Here is a 17,836-nt window from a genome sequence, read left to right on the forward strand (position 1 = left end):
TCCTCACCTACACTTCTATGTCTACAATCTTCACACCCAGCCAGTAAGACAAGCCATAGATCACCATGCAAACTGTCATGGCACAGATTCCGAAAGGATTCCCATAAAGTACATCCAAAAATCCCGGCGAAGTCAGTTTCAGATAGCAAATGATACCGGCCGGCATGATACTCATAACCATCTGTTCCGATTTCTTTGCGGCCAGCGTTGCCTCGATCTCTTTTTTTACCTCGATCTTATCACTAAGCATTCTGGCTACTTTCTGGATCACCTGCGTCATATCCCCGCCTGTTCTTTTTGCTGTATAAAATACTGCTGCGAAATTTTCAATATCTTCCACTCCGCTGCGTTTTCCCAGATCCAGAAACAGCTCTTCCACCGGAACGCTCAGACGCAGCTGACTTTCGATATACCGAAATTCATCCAGGATATCACTTCCCTTTTCATAAAGTCTCCCCAGATCCTTTACACTGGCACGCACCGCATTCTCCGCGGAATAGCCGGCCTGTACCGCCACATTCATGGCCGTCAGAGCATCCCGGAACTGGTAATTCAGCTCCCTCTGCTGCCGTGCAGTACATTTTTTCCTCTGTAGCTTCAGAAAAAGCACTGGTATTGGAAGCATAAACAGCAATACCGGAAGGCTCTGATAAAACAGATAGTCGGCTGCAGCGCATATGGCAGCTCCCTCCAGAAGATATTTTGCAGTCTCCTTCCCCGTAAAATGATACATCCTGTAATCTTTCCTCGTAGATCTCCATTTCTGATTCTTTCCTTTCCGCTCTTTCATAGTCTGATTCCTGCCCGTTTCATTTTTTCACAATGCAAAAGTTCTCCGGTTTTTACAAGTCCCTTTCCTTCTTCCCAGCGATACAGCGGCCTGGTCTGGATCTCTCCGTTTTCAAATCCACATACTTCTGTGATTTCCAGCAGCTTTCTGCTTTTGTCCCGCATACGCCCAAGATGTACCAGAATGTCTACCCCGGAAGCGATCTGCCTTCGGATCGCTTCCAGGGGAAGATCGATTCCCATCAATGTCATCGTTTCAATTCGGGAAAGCATATCCTGACTGCTGTTTGCATGAAGTGTTGAAAGGCTTCCGTCATGTCCCGTATTCAAGGCACTTATATGGACTCCCTATGTTCCCATCATGCAGAAATACAATATCTGTACTTAATACACAATGTATATAACGTTATTATCTTGCCATTTCACAGTTGCAAAAAGAAAAGAGAACCTTTCACAGCCCTCTTTCATATCGACTTTCTCATTCATTTGTCATACTCAACAGTTTGTCAACCAATGTCTCTAAACTTTTTCCCAAAAATGGGACAAAGTCTGGTATTGCACCAAATGCCATCCCAATTATTATCATTCGACCACATTCTCTTGCAGATTCCAATGCAAATCCATAGCTCAAAACACCTGTCAGAATAAATATAATTGATAAAAAGTAAAGAAAAATATTTCCCAACATCATAGGAATTTTTAATAACCAGCAAATCAATGTCATTACTACAAGAATCAAACACAAAAACACTTTTATTATGTACTTAACCAACATTTTTAATCCCTCACTTTTTTATCTTTCCGGACAGCAAGAATCCTGCCATCCGGACTTCCATTTTTTTGCTATCCGGACTTCCACTTTTTTGCTATCCGGGCTGCAAAATTCTTGCTATCCAATACAGTTCATTATCCTTTCGTGTATATCATTTCCGTCAAAATCATCTCTTCTGCATCATGACAAATGGTATTCATCCTCCTAGTCCATTCCATGTTGTCCTGTCTTTTTAATTTCTCTGTAATTCCTTGTTTCTCCATCATCTGTTTTACTAATTGTTCTTCCCTATCCCTTGCTTCTGCATCAATCTGATTCAAATGCTCAACAAGTTTTCCTTGTAACAACAATATTTGATATTTTGCCCTTCTGTGTTCCTGTAAATAGCTTTTACGAAGCATCCCATATTTCCCATATGTTGGTTCAATATCTTTAAGTGCCAATTCCGGCAAATAATAATCACCACATAACATATAAGTAAGTCCATTTTTCTCATCGTAAATTTCGTTCTGCATAAAATATTCTCCTTTTCTTCCTATAATTGGTCGTACATCTTCAACAGTGTTCCCTTTTTCATTTGACTATATTTCACTTGTAATTCTTCATATTTTTTCTGTAGATTCTCATATTCGTTTTTCGGAACACTATCGGATAATTTCTGTTCTAAACTCTTAATCCGTGCTTCCTGTGCTTTTGCAATAGCATCGCTTTTAGGATTTCGCAATATCATTCCCTGTTGTTTTTCCTTCAATTCCATCATGACCTGTTTCACATTCGGATTATTATAGAAAAAACCTCTGGAAAGTCCTGTTAATTTTGTAAGTTCAGCAACTGAAATTTTTATATTTTTTCTATACATTGTTTCAATAGCTGTTATTGCTGTTTCCGTCATTTCCGCACTTTTTTCTTTTGCCAGTGCTACCATTTTATCGTGTTTCTGCATTTTCCTTTTCCCTCCTGTATTGTGCTAATAATTCATTCATTTCATCTCGTACAGCCTTTGTATCCTCCGCTAATGCTTCGTTTCTTAACCGCCGATAATGTGGTATGGTTCGTGTATCCTTATGCCCCAACAGCCTTGCAATGCTATCATCATCTAATTTCATTTCTGTAAGTTTTACTCCAAAAGTGTGTCTAAAACGATGTGTACGAAACTCAAAATAATTTCCATTATCATCCCTGATATCATTTTCATAAATCATGATATTTACATGATATTTCAGCATTGAATCTGTATATAATTTCCCATTATCTTGCAGAAAAATAAATTCTGAATCTGGATGGTCCTTTTCTGAAACTTCTATTGCTTTTCTAATCACTTCTGCCAGCTGATCGCTGACTGGTCTTTTGTATTTCCTTGTTTTATGCTGGAGAATAGTTATAAAATAATGCCCAGATTTCTCAGATAAGCAATCCCTTCGCAAAGTCAACGTATCCTCTATTCTTGTACCGAGCATCTGATGTATTATTAGACATCTTCCTAACTGGGGCTTTAATTTTGTTAATGCACTATTAAATCTCCTGATTTCTGCATCTGAATACGCTTCTGGCAAAGCGTTGTCATATGCTCTGCAATCACTGGACAGAAAAAGATTGCATAAATTTTCTATTTCCAGTTCCCGCCCAATTTCATCCAGCAGATTATCCAAAACCGACAGTTCTGTTGTGTAACTGACTGATGTAAGACCGGTATCCGTTTTTATATAAACCAGATAATCTTCTATCATATCCCTGCTAATTTCTGTAAAATGCTTTACTTCTGGAAACCGATCATACATAAATCTAGCAAACCGACGGAATCCACACAATTCGCCTTTTATACTACCCATTGCTTTTGTCTGGCAGTGGCTATACAATATTCTCTTTATTATCTCTTTAAATTCTCTCTGCCTAATCTCACGAAAATCTAATCTATATCTTCCACGAATCGGATTACTCCTTGGCACAATATCCAGCTTTCTCATATCCCATACATCTTTTTCATTTTCTGGAATATCTGCTGTTTTACACTTCACAACATACTCATAATACATTTTCAGAAAAGAAACCTGAGCGCTATTTTGTTGCTCAACATTCCGCCTATCCGGTCTATTTCTTCTAACGTACAGCGCCAATCCTTTTTTATATAAAAATGCTTTATAGCTTCTCTCCAGTTCTTCCCATTTTTTATCAGTAATGCTGCTACAGCTTGTACACTTCTCATTCAGAAATTCTTTCAACAGATCAAATCTGTAAATATCATTTACGGCTGTTGATAATGATAAACGTCTGCATCTATCATCGATATACCCATAAATCTCATCCTGTATCTTTTCATTACGAATCTCTGATATGTAGTACACCCTGTTTTCCTTCCATTTCAGCCCAGCCAACTGTTTTTCTGTAGCTTGTTGATAACAGTCATAAGAAATCAAATTAATATTACCTTTCATCATCTTCTACTCCTTTCAATTTAAATGACTGATTTCTTGAAAAATATTTATCTTCAGCCGATACAATACGTTCCGGCATGAAATCAATGTACTGTTTTGTCATATTCTCACTTGAATGTCCCAGATAATCTCGTACCCCTTGTATAGAAACTCCATTTCCGTACATTGAAGTTGCAAGGTTATGTCTGTAATCGTGTGCTCTAAAGATATAATCTCCACAGGCAATCCCACGAGCCTTACACTCCCGAATCATCTGATTTGAAAATGTCTGTCCATTAAATGCACCACCTTTTTTATTTTTGAATAAATACTCCCCATTTTTTATTCCGTACTTTTTTTCATAATCGTTCACCAGTCCAACCAATAAACTCGGAACAGGAATGACTTTTTCCCTCCGCATTTTGCTTTGATATATGCGCATCCAATTCTCATTGCCTTGTGAATAAAAGGCTCCCGATTTTATTGTACAAACCTCGCTTTTCCTAATTCCTGTGCAAAACAAAATCAAATACATCAACTGTAAATGCTCTGGGAATGCCGGCAACTCCTTAATCAGATGAGCAATTGTTTTTTCTGGAACACTTCTTTCGTTGTGTTCTGGAAAACCTTTTTTAAAAAATCGTTCCGGATAAAACTTCAACACTTCAATATTTTTCATTTTCAAAAACTGTAGAAATGTATGTATATGAGTTATATATCGGTTAAACGTGGAATATTTAATATCGGACACATCCAAAATAGATACATAATCCGCTATATCTTGTATCTCCAGTTCAGTTACTTTCTTACTCTGTCCATCCAGATATTTTAAAAATTGTGAAATAAAACTTATTGTAATTCGGATATTTGATAAAGACAGATCAGATATCCCAACTAAATATTTTGCGTATAATTGTAAATACCAACGATTTTCTTTTTCGTAAATATTAATAAATGAAAGGCTTTTAACAGGTGAACTGGCATTGATTCTTGATTTATCAAACTGAAACCTATCCATATACCAGATACATGCTTGCCAATTTATCTCTGAATCTGTTAGAAATAACGTTCTTCTCGCAAACTCAACAATCTTAGAAGCCTGTTTTTTTATAATTTCTGACTCCTTGTTTAAATACAGATAAAATCTGTTTTCATCTGCCTGTTCCATTTCTTCAATATCATCTATTCCGTACTTATCGCAAAACCGTACAAGTGCTTTTAATGGTTCTAAAAAATATCTTCGATGTCTTTGTACCTTATCCATATTCAGAATTTCACACAGCAATATTTTTGTCTGTCGCACCAACTGTGATGAATGTATCCTCGTTAAGTCCCATAACAAATCATTCTTATCGACCACCTGACGGAAAGATTGTGCTTTCTTCTTATTGGGGACATACAGCAAAAACAATTTGTCTTGCTTAAAAAACTCCTGTTCTACAGAGAAAGGATTTCCTTGTGAATAGACATCCGGCATATTTTCTATTTTTAAACGATCAAATAAGCTCATTAATTCCACTTTATATTTTTCTGAAATATCCTCTTTTTCAAGAGACTCCATATACATTTTTCTCGTTTCATAGTTAATATCTGCAGTACACTGTATATCTGTATACTGAAAAAATTTATATAACCGGTTATAGTATTTTGCTTCTCCATTCGTAACTAAAGATATTTCTTCCTTTAATTTCTCAGATATTTTTTCCTGATATAACTTCGGAACAATTTTTAATACTGCCAAGGTAATCCCTCCTTCCTTTTACAGAAAATCTGCAATTTGGTATAAATCTTCATTATTTGAGTAGTATTGATCTGTTGCTTCTATCAATCGTTCATTATTTTCACCCAAGTATTTAATGGTAGTTTCAACTTTCTTATGCCCCAGGGCAAAACGAATGTCATTCAAATCCCATCCTTCTTTTCTTCTTTCCTCCGCAAAATAGTGTCGGAGCTGATGCGGATGGGAATTGATATCCGTTTTTTTGGATAGTCTTTTCAACATGCTATACACAGAATCCGCATCTAATGGCTCTCCTTTGTTTTTTCCAGTCAATTTTGTAAATAGATACTCCGAGTTCATCAGACTTTTTCGATTATCAGAAATGTACTTAACCAAGAACTCAAAAGTTGTATTACTTAACAAAGCCATTCTATATTCTGCATTTTTTGCTCTTGCCAAGTTGGTATTGGATTCACGATACCTTACCCGAACCGTCCTTCTTTCAAAATCAATATCTTCGGTATAATGGATTCCCAAAATTTCCCCTAATCTAAGACCGGTTTCTGCCATCATTGCTATCAGCAATCGATCTCTATCATTCGTACAGGCATTTATCAGCTCCTGTATTTCTTCGGATGTTATTTCTTCCAGATTAGGTTCTTCTTCTTTGAAGAAACCTTTAAACGAATTCACTGCATTTTGATGATTTACTCCCATACTGTCAAAATACGATACTTTTTTTACTCGTAAGACTTTAAGCATTGGCAAAACATCTTCCAGTGCCAAAAACTGGTAGTATCTGAAAACTGCACCAAGATACATATTGCAGGTCTTATTGCTCGTTTGTGTATTATGCTCAGTATGCTTTCCACTCTTAACCCAATACAAGAAATCAATAAAATGTTTATTCTGCTCTGAATAGGATAGCAATGTAATCTCATCCAATCCTATCGTTTGCTCCTGCAGATAATTGTAATAATATGAAAGTGCGAAGGCTGCGGATTTTACAGTATTCGGAGAAGCATTAATCTGATCCAGATGCTTCAAATACTTTGATGGAAGAATTTCAATTTCTTCAATATCAGAAATAATCAAAAAACGTGGTCTATTATCTTTCAAAATCGAAACAACCCTATATTTCAATCCACAGCCCTCCTTCCTTTCGTTTTGATTTGTTTGACTTCTTTGACTTCTTAATTCTACATTATACACAAAGAAGTCAAAATGTCAATTACGTTTTTGATTTCTTTGACTTTTACAAGAATATCAATAAAGCATTTTTTGATTTCTTTATGTTTTAAATTGATTTTTAGGGATATAATTGATAAGATAAAATACAAGAAGTCAATTTATATAAAGTCAAAGAAGTCAAGAGGAGATTTGCATGAACGAATTTATATCAAATTCAGGCACACTAATAAATCCTGACAGCGTTTACGATCAGGAAAGATTCATCAATATACTTCAAATCATTTTACAGAAAAAAACACAAAAAGAATTATCTGAACAAACAGGCTTAAATAATGCAACCATTTCACGAATGCTCAACGGTGCCCGATCTGGAAGACCATATAAAAGCACTATTGATAAAATTGCAAAAGCCATTGATGATCCAGAACTTATCCAAGAGTTATATGATGCAACGGGATATTCTTCTAAGAAAATACGGGAACGAAAAAAGATAATTGCAGACAATGGATTTTCTCTGGATCTCTCTACTGTTCAGGTGCATGAAAAATTTTTTTCTACCTTAATGCGTGGACTTTCCATGATGACAAGTCTGCATAAAGTTGAATGGACAATAAAATCCGGAACACCCAGATCATACGATTATTTAATTGAATTAAAAGAGGGAAATATAGATTATTGGTATATTAGATATGTAGATAGAATTACTTCTGATGAAGAAAGAAAAAAAGCCTTAACTGCCATTTATGGAGAATTTGCAAAATTGAAATTGGGCGGAAAAATCAAAGTTTCTTGCGCCACTCCTTCTTACGAAGATTATGATTATTTTGTTACAATTCCGCCATATCAATTAAATACAAATGCTTCAATTATACATTTTGATTCTGAACTCGAAAGATTTGCAGACGAAACCTTTTTAGAGACAGCTTTACCACTTAAAGAAAATATTCCTGTTAAGGATTTTTGTAATCTTACCGAATCACTGATACTATAACTTTTTGATTTTATCACAGAGAGAGTTACTTATGGCTCTCTCTTTTTTTAACACTTCCTCCTCCCACGTTCCAACTCATTATGGCTAATCATTTTCTAAAGCAAGTATCGCCTAGAGTAACTCAAAATCCCTTTTCTGGATTATGATTCTCTGACAAACTTGATAGAGATTACGATTCTCCATACCCTCAATATCACAAAATATCAAATTTTGCTATTAGCTCATAATAAATTTTCGCAGCTTTCTGTTTTTACACTCATGGTTATCAAAAGCTTTTTTTAACCATCTGCTTCTATCGACTACAGATTTAAAATTTTATTATTCAAAAAAAATAAAAGGCATTCCACAAAAATACCTATCACCAAAAATATAATGGACACTTCTATTCATTATATTTGCACCGACAACTAGAAGTTGTTTTCCTGCCAACGCCTTTCCAACAGCATAAACTCCCAATAGCATTTTGATGATATAAAAATACTTCTTTCATCGTTGAAATAAAATACCTTGTAAATAGAATATATGTGGAATCTCTGTTTCTCATAAGTTTCTCAATTACCCCAGAGCAAGATCCACCTGTGTTTAACAATATTGTCTTTCCGACAAATATTCTTTCATCAGGTTTATATCTTGCTGGGGATTCCCCAAACCCATTCTTTCTATTTATGCCGAGATTACTGTACACATTAGAGCAAGATCCACCCCGGTAATACCATATCGCTATTTTAGCATTATGGCATTTTCCGGATGTTGGAATCTTGCTAAGGATTGTGCTCCCTAGTTCCTCACATTCAGCATAAATATATGATTGGTTCCTCGAATTTCTTCGGTCACAGCACAGGGAGAAAAAATAGGCTAAACAGCCCTATATCCCTGTGAAATCACCATGTGATTATAAAATAGCAAGGACAGGAAGTGTGGATACACTTCCGCAAAATTGCCAATTTCGGAGCCATATCCAAAATTGAAAAATACATAAAAATCAAAAATCCGAAACCTTACTCGATATCCAAATTTATAATTTTTACAGATTACAAAAAAACCAATATGAAAATTTTACAAATTTTGTAACACATGTAAAATTCCCATATTGGTTTTCATTCATCTTTTATGGATTTGGAATATTCTATGTTTTCAAATATTTTACTTTGAGCAAAAAACAGCTCTATAAACTTTTATCATTGCATTTTCTGGTATAATTTCATCAACTCTCCCACACAATCTGCTTCCGTCATTTTTGTACTAAAGCCATACGCAGCCATAACAGCTTTATCATTTGCAGTATGTGCTCGTCGTAACTCGGCTGGCATTGTTAAAGGATCATATAAAGCCGCAAGATTACTACTAGGATATAATGTTCTTGCTTTCAAAATTTCCTGTGCCGATTTTTCAATTTGTTCCCGATTCTTCTCCGTTACTACAGGCCACGGAAAATTGTTATACACTATTGTGTTTGAATAACTATAATCACTTTTTAATCTTCCACACACTGCTCGCATCCATGCCATGTGAACATTCGACATCAATACACCAAATTCATAAAATGATGCATTGGGCATAGTGAATAATTTGTCTCCCGGAATAATTTCACCATCTAAATAATCCATTGGAATATATCTACGATTCTGAGAAGAAACTTTGGGAATCGCAATATATTGATTTTTATGTTCAAGTATTGATGCAAATAAAGTTGGATTCTCAGCCGCTTTTTTTGTGTTCGCTCTTGTACTACTAAGTCTAAATTCACGTACTTTATTCACTCGTTCTAATATCATCGGACATTTTTTTAATAATCCAGGATCAGCTCCAACAAGCCAAATACAATATCTCGGCTTTCGATCAATAAAATCTTTTCCCATCATATAATGTCTAAAAAACGGAGAAGCCTGTGGTTCTTTTTCCAAAAACTCTTCCTTTTCCTCTTCCGTCAATATTAAAAATCCACCATCAATTGCTTGCCCACCTAATGCTATTTCAGGAACATTACACAATGGTTTCATTCTTTTTTCAATGAATATATTTTCTGCATCAAGCAAATATCCATTAATATTATTCGCCGGAATTGCGTTCTCACCTGAATAAATTATTTTCTGCTTATTATTTACAGCTCTGCTAAAGCCAACAATTACACAATGAACATGCGCTTTTATTGACGCTTCACTATCCCATATAAATGTTCTGTATGCAAAATCAATGTGTACACCTGATTCAAAAAGCGGTTTCCAGAGAATCGAAACACTTTCTCCCTGTGTAATTGAATTAGTTGATACCAATGCTGCTCTGATATTATAATTTCCCATATAGTCAGCCGCTTTTTTATACCAGCAACTAACATAATCAAGATTTCCTATACTCTTCCATCCTTCAAATATCTTCTCAACATCTTCCTTCTGCTCCGACGCCATCCAACGTGCTCCTACAAATGGCGGATTTCCCATTATAAACGATAATTTTTCTGCAGGAATTACATCATTCCAATCAATTCTTAATGCATTTCCTTCTGTAATATTTACATATGTCTTTAAAGGAAGAAAATCGTCATTAAATCCATACACAATATTTTTCGTTTCTTCCAACATTTGAGATTCTGCAATCCATAAAGCCGTTTTCGCAACTGTAACTGCAAAATCGTTAATCTCTATTCCATAAAATTGCTGAATAGAAACTCTAATTGGATTATTTACCTCTACCAATGTCATTTGTCCGCCAACTTTTTCCTTTATCACCTCATTCTCCAAACGACGAAGCGACAGGTATGTTTCTGTAAGGAAATTTCCGGAACCACACGCAGGATCAAAAAATGTAAGTGATGCCAATTTATTTTGGAATTCTTCCAATTTTTTATCTCTGGTACGCTTCACTTGAATTGCTCTAATACTATCAAATTCCTTCTGCAAATCTTCCAAAAAAAGAGGACTAATAACTTTATGAATATTTTCAATAGATGTATAATGCATTCCTCCTGAACGTCTGGTCTCAGGATTTAATGTAGATTCAAATACCGCTCCAAATATAGTTGGAGAAATATCACTCCAGTCAAAATCTTCTGACGCTTTTGTAAGAAGTAATTCTTTAATTTTCTCTGTAAAAGGTGGTATCTCAATAGTTTCATCAGCAAATAACCCACCATTTACATACGGGAACTGAGCAAGTTCTTCCTCTAAATACTCGTCTCGCTCTGATACAGGTGTATCCAATATCTTAAATAATTCTATTATAGCTCTCCGGCAATCCTTTACTTCATATGTTTCCAAATAATCATGGAACATATTTCTCTTTCCAAAAATACCAGCATCTTCTGCATACAAGCAAAAAACAATTCGCACACATAAAGCATTCAGGCTCTTTAGTTTATGCTCTCTTTTTTCTCTCTGCTCAAGTGTTTCATCCTTTTCCTTAATATCTGGTATACGATATTGTTTTAAAAACGCATCATAAATAAGCCCAACAATACCTCCTGCTTTTATTGATACTTCCATTTCATGCGATATTGTCTTTACTTCCTTTTTCACCAAGAAGTCCAACAATGGATATTTGCTTTGTAATTCATCTAAAGCAATCTTTGTCGGTTCTGGCTGTTTCTGGTTCATATCATAAATCCAAATTTCAGCAAAATTTGACGTAACAATCCACCGAGCTCTTTCATCAAAAGTCAGCTTTCCATTATATCTGTCTGCCTGTTCAAATGGAGTAAGATCAACATCTCCTGAATTCCTGATTTTCTGATCCAATGCTTTTCCAAGACTCTTCTGTTCAATAATTACTCGTGTTTCAGGAATATACACATCAATACGTTTTGTATTTCCATCAATTACAACTTTCTTTTCAAAGTTCAAACGTTCTGTCACATTATCCATTCCCAAAACATTCGTCAATAAATCAATCCAATAAGAACGTCCATCTTCATCTTCTTTCCCTTTTCCCATCCATCGGTTTACAAATTGACGGGCAGCCTCTCTTTGTTCTGCATCTGTCATGCTTTTTTCCTCCTAAATAATCGTGCATTCACAAATCTTTCTCCGACTATTTTTACATATCATATCCACAGTATATCATAAAATTATTACAGAACAGCATTCATATATCATTATTTGTATTGTGTCTGCACACAAGGAACTTCTACCGCCAAATCATAATAATATTGATACATGATCATGTTATCTTTTGCTTCTATATACACTCTCTGAGCTTCTTTCAGCAAGTTATTCCAAATATCTTTCCATTCACTAGGAGCCGAATCTAAAAACCACATATTATTAAATGACATTTCTATCGTCCCCCATAAATCATCTTCTTTACGCTCAGTTTTTATATTCATCTGCATATTTCGTGCAATTTCCAATGCATCTTTTTGTAAAAAAGTGAATTTCACTACTTTTTGAGGATCTGGAACTTTCTTAAAACGACGCATATGAGCTTCTGCCTTTTTAATAATTGTTTCCAATTGTTCATCATGCCATTTTTTATCCTCTAGCATCTCTTCTTCTGACATTTGCGCTTTTTCTTCATTAATTTCTCTTTGCATTTCTTCCAATTCATGCTGTGCAATATCATAATATTTCTTTTCAATCACCATAATCTCTCAACTCCATAAAAAAAGAAACAGTCAACATTTTCGTTACAACTGTTTCCTTTATTTTTGAAGTCCCCGGAGCATTTGTATCACTACATTCTGTTCTTTTTCATCAAGATTATTCCAAATATTCAGAACCTCTTGTTGTGATTCTGATAAGCTTACTGGAACATCCATTCCGGCAAAGAATTGTGCCATTGTTACTCCCAGTGCATCACATATCTTTTCTACAGTAGGCATAGTTGGTAAACTTTCTTTAGCAATAATTTTTCCAATCGAAGATTGAGATATACCAGTCAATTGTGACAGCCGATATTTACTCATATCACGTTTTTTACATAAAGCTATAATATTGTCCGCAATATAATCCTCTGTACGCAAGTAAATACACCTCTTTCCGATAGTAGTTACCTTAATTGTAACTAGAAATCCGCAAAATTATTAGAGATGTATCTTACAAGTATTTACTAAGGGAAACAGTAGTATTAAAACAAAAAAAATAGAACTATATAAAGTTGTATTCCATTAATGTCAGCTTATTATCTAAATGCTCATATTCTCTTTGTATTTCTTCAATTTTATCATATAGTTTCAGCACTGTCGAACCCTTTATCATTTTATTCTCTTGGCACATCTGCCGGAATTTTTCTTTGTACTCCCGCAGTACTCTTCCTTTTTCCTCTAATTCCTCCAGTGTTTTGATTTCCTCTTTATCTGCCATGTATTTTCCTCCCAGACATAATTTTTAATACATAAATGATAACCCTTTTTTCGCTGTTGTTCAATTACAACTTATCGCCTTTTTCTCCCATCAATCGACAATCTTCTTTTTGCTATATACATATGATATACTTCTCTTTATACAACCAATTGCTGTTGTATAGCTCACCATTTTTTCTATCTACAACACAAAAAAGTCAAGTTGTGATGGAAAGGAGGTGAGGACATGGAAATAAATTATGCACTTATTGGCAAACGTATAAGAGAAACCCGCAAACAACGAGGATTATCTGCCGAGGAGCTGGCTGAAATTGCTGATCTTTCTACTGTTTATATAAGCTATATTGAAAATGCCAAGCGTAAACCCAGTTTAGAATCTTTAATCAAAATTAGCAACGCACTTGAAATTACTATTGATGAATTACTCTATGGGAACTTGTTATACAATCCTACGGAATATCAAACTGACATTGATTTATTAATGGCAGATTGTACCAGCACTGAAAAACGTTACATATTCGAGGTTCTTTCAGCCATAAAAAACATTTTACGAATCAATGATTGGCATCTATCCTCAAAACACAATTACGATGCTGATAACCCGAATGATTATTAAATCATTCAATAACAATCAAATATCTATTTCTACATAAACCATCCGTTAATCACTTAACCGATGGTTTATGTCTTTTTCAATCCAAAAATTCTATGATAGTTATATCAACTATAAAGGATGTCGCTATTGATGAAAGAAAGTGAAGAACGAAGCAGTAATATTGATGAACAGAAAGCCAGAATCCGGCAAAGATACAAAGGTATTGATCCAGAAGAACTGGAAGTAATTCCGGCACTTCCACCAGAGGATATTTTTAAAACAGAAAAAAAACTACGAGTAGCTGTATATGCAAGGGTATCTACGGATGATCCACGCCAAACATCCTCATATGAATTACAGAAAAATCATTATCAGGATGTAGTAAATAAAAATCCGAATTGGATGCTTGTAGAAATATATGCCGACGAAGGCATTTCCGGCACTTCGCTTCAACATAGAGATGCATTCAAAAAAATGATTAAAGATTGTGAAGGCGGAAAAATTGATTTAATCATAACAAAAAGTGTATCCCGATTTGCAAGAAACGTTGTTGACTGTATCCGATATGTACGAGAGCTTTCTTCACTCCGTCCACCCGTCGGTGTATTTTTTGAAACAGAGCATTTAAATACTCTTGATCCCAAAAGCGAAATGATTCTGTCATTCATGTCAACACTTGCGCAGGAAGAAAGTCATACCAAAAGTGAAATTATGAATTCTTCCATTGAAATGCGTTTTCGTCGGGGAATATTCCTTACACCTCCTCTGCTCGGATATGACCAAGACGAAAATGGAGATCTTGTAATCAATCCACATGAAGCTAAAATTGTGCAGCTTATTTTTTATATGTATCTTAATGGAAGCAGTACTCAACAAATTGCTGATTCTTTGACAGAACTCGGTTGTAAAACAAAAAAGAATAATGATGTCTGGTCATCCAGTACCATACTACAAATCCTTCAAAATGAACGCCATTGTGGGGATGTTCTGGCGAGAAAAACATGGACTCCGAATTATCTTGACCATAAATCAAGGAAAAACAATCAAGACCGTAATCAATACAGAAAAGTCGGACATCATGAAGCTATTATCTCCCGAGATGATTTCATAGCTGTTCAAAAATTAATTACAAATGCGAAATATGGAAATAAAGAGATTTTACCAGAATTACATGTGATACAAGAAGGCTCTCTAAGTGGATTTATAAGCATTAATCCAAGATGGTCTGGATTTAAATCCAGAGACTACTTTGAAGCATCTCAAAGCGTCCTTAAACCGGCAAATATGAATGCACCTGATACAATTACTGCTTCCGCCGGTTCCTTCGATTTAAGAGACTATGAAGTTGCTAGAGGACAATTTTTCTCCTCGGTTGGTCGGATTTCTGTTTCTTTTTCATATAAACAGATCTCTTTTAACAAAGATGCTATACGGAAATTTCCAAACATAAAATTTGTCGAAATGCTAATACACCCGAGCTCAAAACTACTTGCTATTCGACCATGTTCCTCTGAAACAAAAAATAAAGTGCAGTGGTCACGTCTCAAAGATGGTCAACTTATTCCAAAACCAATTTCCGGTGCTGCATTTTTGCCAACATTATACGAGATATTTAAGTGGGACAAAAAATGCAAATATAGAATATTAGGAGTTGCTCACCAAAAAGACAATGAAAATGTCCTTATTTTCAACATGGACGATACAGAAATACGAATCCCGACAAGTACCAACGACGTATCCGCCCCCAATAACAACACGCCTGATACAATATCTGATTCTAAGAGTGTGTTAGCTTATCCTGCCGACTGGATGAATAGCTTCGGTAATAATTACTATACTCAGTCTCAAGCGCCAGAATTAACAGAATTTACAGTGGACAAAAACTGGCAAACTGCTTCAGAAAGTAAACCTTATAAAGAACCCGAGCTACAAACCACTCCTAAAGAAACCATTATACAAAATATAAAGAATATTATTACAGAAATTAAAGGAGACACCCAATGAGCGAGCAACCTATAAATCAATGGAATATGACTACAGAACCTTCTGATATGATGAAAATCAACACACCTATGCCAATAACAGTCGCACCCAGCCCCTCAAATCAAATGGAAGTCATTGACGATGATTCTTTCAGCTATGACGGTTATCAAGTTGTACGTGGCGAATTCTTCGCTCATATTTACGAACCTTCGTTTACGTTTAATAACTACAAGGTATCTGTAAATACCGCCTGCATAAAAAAGCTACCCGATGTCGAATATGTGCAAATATTAGTCAATCCCATTGAAAAAAAACTGGCTGTCCGTCCCTGTCGAGAAGAAGAAAAAGACTCTTTTCGTTGGTGTTCCTCTGGAAAAAAGCGTTCGCCAAAACAAATCACCTGTCGAATTTTCTTTGCTAAAGTGATATCTCTCATGGATTGGAATCCTAATTATCGGTACAAGATTCTCGGCAAATTAATTCGTTCTGGCAATGAAATACTGTTCATTTTCGATTTAACTTCACCTGAAATATTTCCTCGTACACTAAAAGACAATGGAACTGTAACCACTGCTAGGACACCTTCTTATCCTGAAGAATGGAAGAATCAATTCGGTATTCCAGTGGAAGAACATCAGAAATCAATGCAAGTCAATATATTTGAAGGCTACGCAGTATTTGACATACAAAAAAAGAAGAAGGCAACTGATAAATCCATAGAAAAAGCAAAAGAACCATCAACAGCAGAAAGTGAGGAAAAATCCTATGAACAACAAACACTCTTCCCATCCACTAATATGTATTGACTTTAAAAAGAATCGTATACGAATCCACCGCAATACACTCCGTCAAATTGGTAACCCAGAATATATTCAACTTCTTGTTAATCCTGATCAAAAAATGATAGGTATAAAGGCTAGTTGTGCAGAGGATAAATTGGCACATAAAGTTAAGGATTATTTTGTCATCAATGGTAACAGTTATGAATTGTACAGCCGAGAATTACTATATTCACTTTCCCAGCTTAACCTTTCTTGGGAGAAATTTAACATTTTTCGTTTAGAAGGCAATATTTACCCAGATAAGAAAATAGCTCTATTTTCCATGGATAACATCATCACAAAACTGCCACAAACAGAATTCAAATCAGAAATAATGGGAGATGAGTATGCGCAATTATAGTATATATACATTAAAAACAAAACTAGAATTCACCAATTTGTATCAATATCTCAGTGAAAAAGATTATAAACAACTTGAGCAACAGATATTATGTCATTCCTATCACACCCCCATCTGCACATGGAATGGTATTGTCATTAATGGTATAGAAGCATATGAATTATTTCGTAAACACAGTATTCCTTTCCGAATAAAAAGACTCCATTTTTCCAGTAAAGAAGATGTAATTTCATGGATATGTGCTGACCAACTTAAACGAGAGGATTTAACCAATATCAATAAAAAATACCTGATTGGGAAAAAATATGATGCTGAAAAAATTTTAGTTTCAAGACAACTTTCATCTACGAATATATCTCATATTTCCGGTGCAAGCATCGCAGCAAAAAAAATATCCGAAGAATGTAATGTAGCAATGGCTACCGTTTACAAATATTCTGCTTACAGTAGTGCACTAGATATAATTGATGAAAAAGTTCCGGATCTTGTCAAACGAGTTCGTTCTGGTCAGCTTTGGATTTCCCAAGCTAATATTATTGAACTTTCAGGATTATCAAAAGAGCAGCTTTTAAGTCTAAATAACTACCTTCTTGCCGAAAAGATAGAACATCTCAGTTATCATGATATGAAAAGGGAATTACTGTGGAATAATTACGCCAAACCAATATTAAAGAAAGAATCTTCCGTTTCTATTCCATCTATACGCAATCTGCCACAATTTGATCCAGATGCGGAAATTGCAAGTCTTACGTTGACGATTCCCTCATGGAACAGTTCTATCGAAAGAGTATTAAAAGTTTCAGATTTTAAAATTGCATCTGATACAGCAAAATATAAGCTTAAATATCAGCTTATGTGCCTAATATCAACCACAAATAATATTTTGAAAAAATTGGAGGAAATATAATT

18 protein-coding genes are annotated in these 17,836 nt (G+C 35.1%); 6 read left to right on the forward strand and 12 right to left on the reverse strand.

Translation table 11 applies throughout. The features are described 5' to 3' along the window. Positions 1 to 7: 7 nt before the first annotated feature. The 8 genes from DWW77_RS00290 to DWW77_RS00325 all read right to left on the reverse strand — a co-directional run bounded on the left by DWW77_RS00290 (position 8) and on the right by DWW77_RS00325 (position 6,835). Positions 8 to 790 (reverse strand): type II secretion system F family protein, encoded by a 783-nt coding sequence (locus DWW77_RS00290; protein ID WP_182431173.1) that lies wholly within the window; start codon positions 788 to 790, stop codon positions 8 to 10. After that, positions 787 to 1,119 carry an ATPase, T2SS/T4P/T4SS family gene (locus DWW77_RS00295; RefSeq protein ID WP_330490090.1) on the reverse strand — a complete coding sequence of 111 codons (333 nt, stop codon included), beginning with the start codon at positions 1,117 to 1,119 and terminating at the stop codon, positions 787 to 789. Before DWW77_RS00295 ends, DWW77_RS00290 begins: the two co-directional genes overlap by 4 nt. A gap of 148 nt (positions 1,120 to 1,267) precedes the next feature. Beyond that, complete coding sequence (locus DWW77_RS00300; RefSeq protein WP_117592881.1) at positions 1,268 to 1,564, reverse strand: hypothetical protein; 297 nt, start codon at positions 1,562 to 1,564, stop codon at positions 1,268 to 1,270. Positions 1,565 to 1,695: 131 nt separating this feature from the next. Beyond that, positions 1,696 to 2,076 carry a TnpV protein gene (locus DWW77_RS00305; RefSeq protein WP_117592879.1) on the reverse strand — a complete coding sequence of 127 codons (381 nt, stop codon included), beginning with the start codon at positions 2,074 to 2,076 and terminating at the stop codon, positions 1,696 to 1,698. 20 nt (positions 2,077 to 2,096) lie between these two features. Continuing rightward, a complete protein-coding gene (locus DWW77_RS00310) occupies positions 2,097 to 2,504 on the reverse strand; it encodes a DUF6262 family protein (protein WP_117592877.1) in 408 nt (135 codons plus the stop codon). Beyond that, positions 2,488 to 3,996 carry a tyrosine-type recombinase/integrase gene (locus DWW77_RS00315; protein WP_243038051.1) on the reverse strand — a complete coding sequence of 503 codons (1,509 nt, stop codon included), beginning with the start codon at positions 3,994 to 3,996 and terminating at the stop codon, positions 2,488 to 2,490. Before DWW77_RS00315 ends, DWW77_RS00310 begins: the two co-directional genes overlap by 17 nt. Further along, entirely contained in the window at positions 3,983 to 5,713 is a 1,731-nt protein-coding gene (locus tag DWW77_RS00320; RefSeq protein WP_117942815.1) for a tyrosine-type recombinase/integrase, read from the reverse strand. The genes DWW77_RS00315 and DWW77_RS00320 overlap by 14 nt, the downstream gene beginning before the upstream one ends. An 18-nt stretch (positions 5,714 to 5,731) precedes the next feature. Continuing rightward, positions 5,732 to 6,835 carry a tyrosine-type recombinase/integrase gene (locus DWW77_RS00325; RefSeq protein ID WP_117649575.1) on the reverse strand — a complete coding sequence of 368 codons (1,104 nt, stop codon included), beginning with the start codon at positions 6,833 to 6,835 and terminating at the stop codon, positions 5,732 to 5,734. Positions 6,836 to 7,076: 241 nt separating this feature from the next. Between DWW77_RS00325 and DWW77_RS00330 the strand changes: the two genes are divergently transcribed. Further along, on the forward strand, positions 7,077 to 7,874 hold the full coding sequence (locus DWW77_RS00330) for a helix-turn-helix domain-containing protein (protein ID WP_117649577.1): 798 nt from the start codon (positions 7,077 to 7,079) through the stop codon (positions 7,872 to 7,874). A gap of 1,178 nt (positions 7,875 to 9,052) precedes the next feature. Here the strand turns inward: DWW77_RS00330 and DWW77_RS00335 are convergent. The 4 genes from DWW77_RS00335 to DWW77_RS00350 form a co-directional block, all read right to left on the reverse strand. Continuing rightward, on the reverse strand, positions 9,053 to 11,851 hold the full coding sequence (locus DWW77_RS00335) for a DNA methyltransferase (protein ID WP_117592868.1): 2,799 nt from the start codon (positions 11,849 to 11,851) through the stop codon (positions 9,053 to 9,055). 110 nt (positions 11,852 to 11,961) lie between these two features. Beyond that, complete coding sequence (locus DWW77_RS00340) at positions 11,962 to 12,450, reverse strand: chemotaxis protein CheY (RefSeq protein ID WP_117942814.1); 489 nt, start codon at positions 12,448 to 12,450, stop codon at positions 11,962 to 11,964. A 57-nt stretch (positions 12,451 to 12,507) separates the two neighbouring features. Continuing rightward, positions 12,508 to 12,828 (reverse strand): helix-turn-helix domain-containing protein, encoded by a 321-nt coding sequence (locus DWW77_RS00345; protein WP_013976760.1) that lies wholly within the window; start codon positions 12,826 to 12,828, stop codon positions 12,508 to 12,510. Between the two features lie 124 nt (positions 12,829 to 12,952). Then, a complete protein-coding gene (locus DWW77_RS00350; RefSeq protein WP_013976761.1) occupies positions 12,953 to 13,168 on the reverse strand; it encodes a hypothetical protein in 216 nt (71 codons plus the stop codon). Positions 13,169 to 13,393: 225 nt separating this feature from the next. On the opposite strand from DWW77_RS00350, the gene DWW77_RS00355 reads away from it, so the two are divergent. The 5 genes from DWW77_RS00355 to DWW77_RS00375 all read left to right on the forward strand — a co-directional run bounded on the left by DWW77_RS00355 (position 13,394) and on the right by DWW77_RS00375 (position 17,834). Beyond that, complete coding sequence (locus DWW77_RS00355) at positions 13,394 to 13,783, forward strand: helix-turn-helix domain-containing protein (protein ID WP_008374249.1); 390 nt, start codon at positions 13,394 to 13,396, stop codon at positions 13,781 to 13,783. A 129-nt stretch (positions 13,784 to 13,912) separates the two neighbouring features. Further along, positions 13,913 to 15,766 (forward strand): recombinase family protein, encoded by a 1,854-nt coding sequence (locus tag DWW77_RS00360; protein WP_117942813.1) that lies wholly within the window; start codon positions 13,913 to 13,915, stop codon positions 15,764 to 15,766. Then, a complete protein-coding gene (locus tag DWW77_RS00365; protein WP_117942812.1) occupies positions 15,763 to 16,551 on the forward strand; it encodes an integrase in 789 nt (262 codons plus the stop codon). Before DWW77_RS00360 ends, DWW77_RS00365 begins: the two co-directional genes overlap by 4 nt. Further along, complete coding sequence (locus DWW77_RS00370; protein WP_044999283.1) at positions 16,511 to 16,927, forward strand: hypothetical protein; 417 nt, start codon at positions 16,511 to 16,513, stop codon at positions 16,925 to 16,927. Before DWW77_RS00365 ends, DWW77_RS00370 begins: the two co-directional genes overlap by 41 nt. Then, a complete protein-coding gene (locus DWW77_RS00375) occupies positions 16,914 to 17,834 on the forward strand; it encodes a hypothetical protein (RefSeq protein ID WP_117942811.1) in 921 nt (306 codons plus the stop codon). The genes DWW77_RS00370 and DWW77_RS00375 overlap by 14 nt, the downstream gene beginning before the upstream one ends. Positions 17,835 to 17,836 lie beyond the last annotated feature (2 nt).

The sequence above is a fragment of the Ruminococcus sp. AF17-12 genome, assembly GCF_003479245.1.
Taxonomy (GTDB): Bacteria; Bacillota; Clostridia; order Lachnospirales; family Lachnospiraceae; genus Blautia_A; species Blautia_A fusiformis.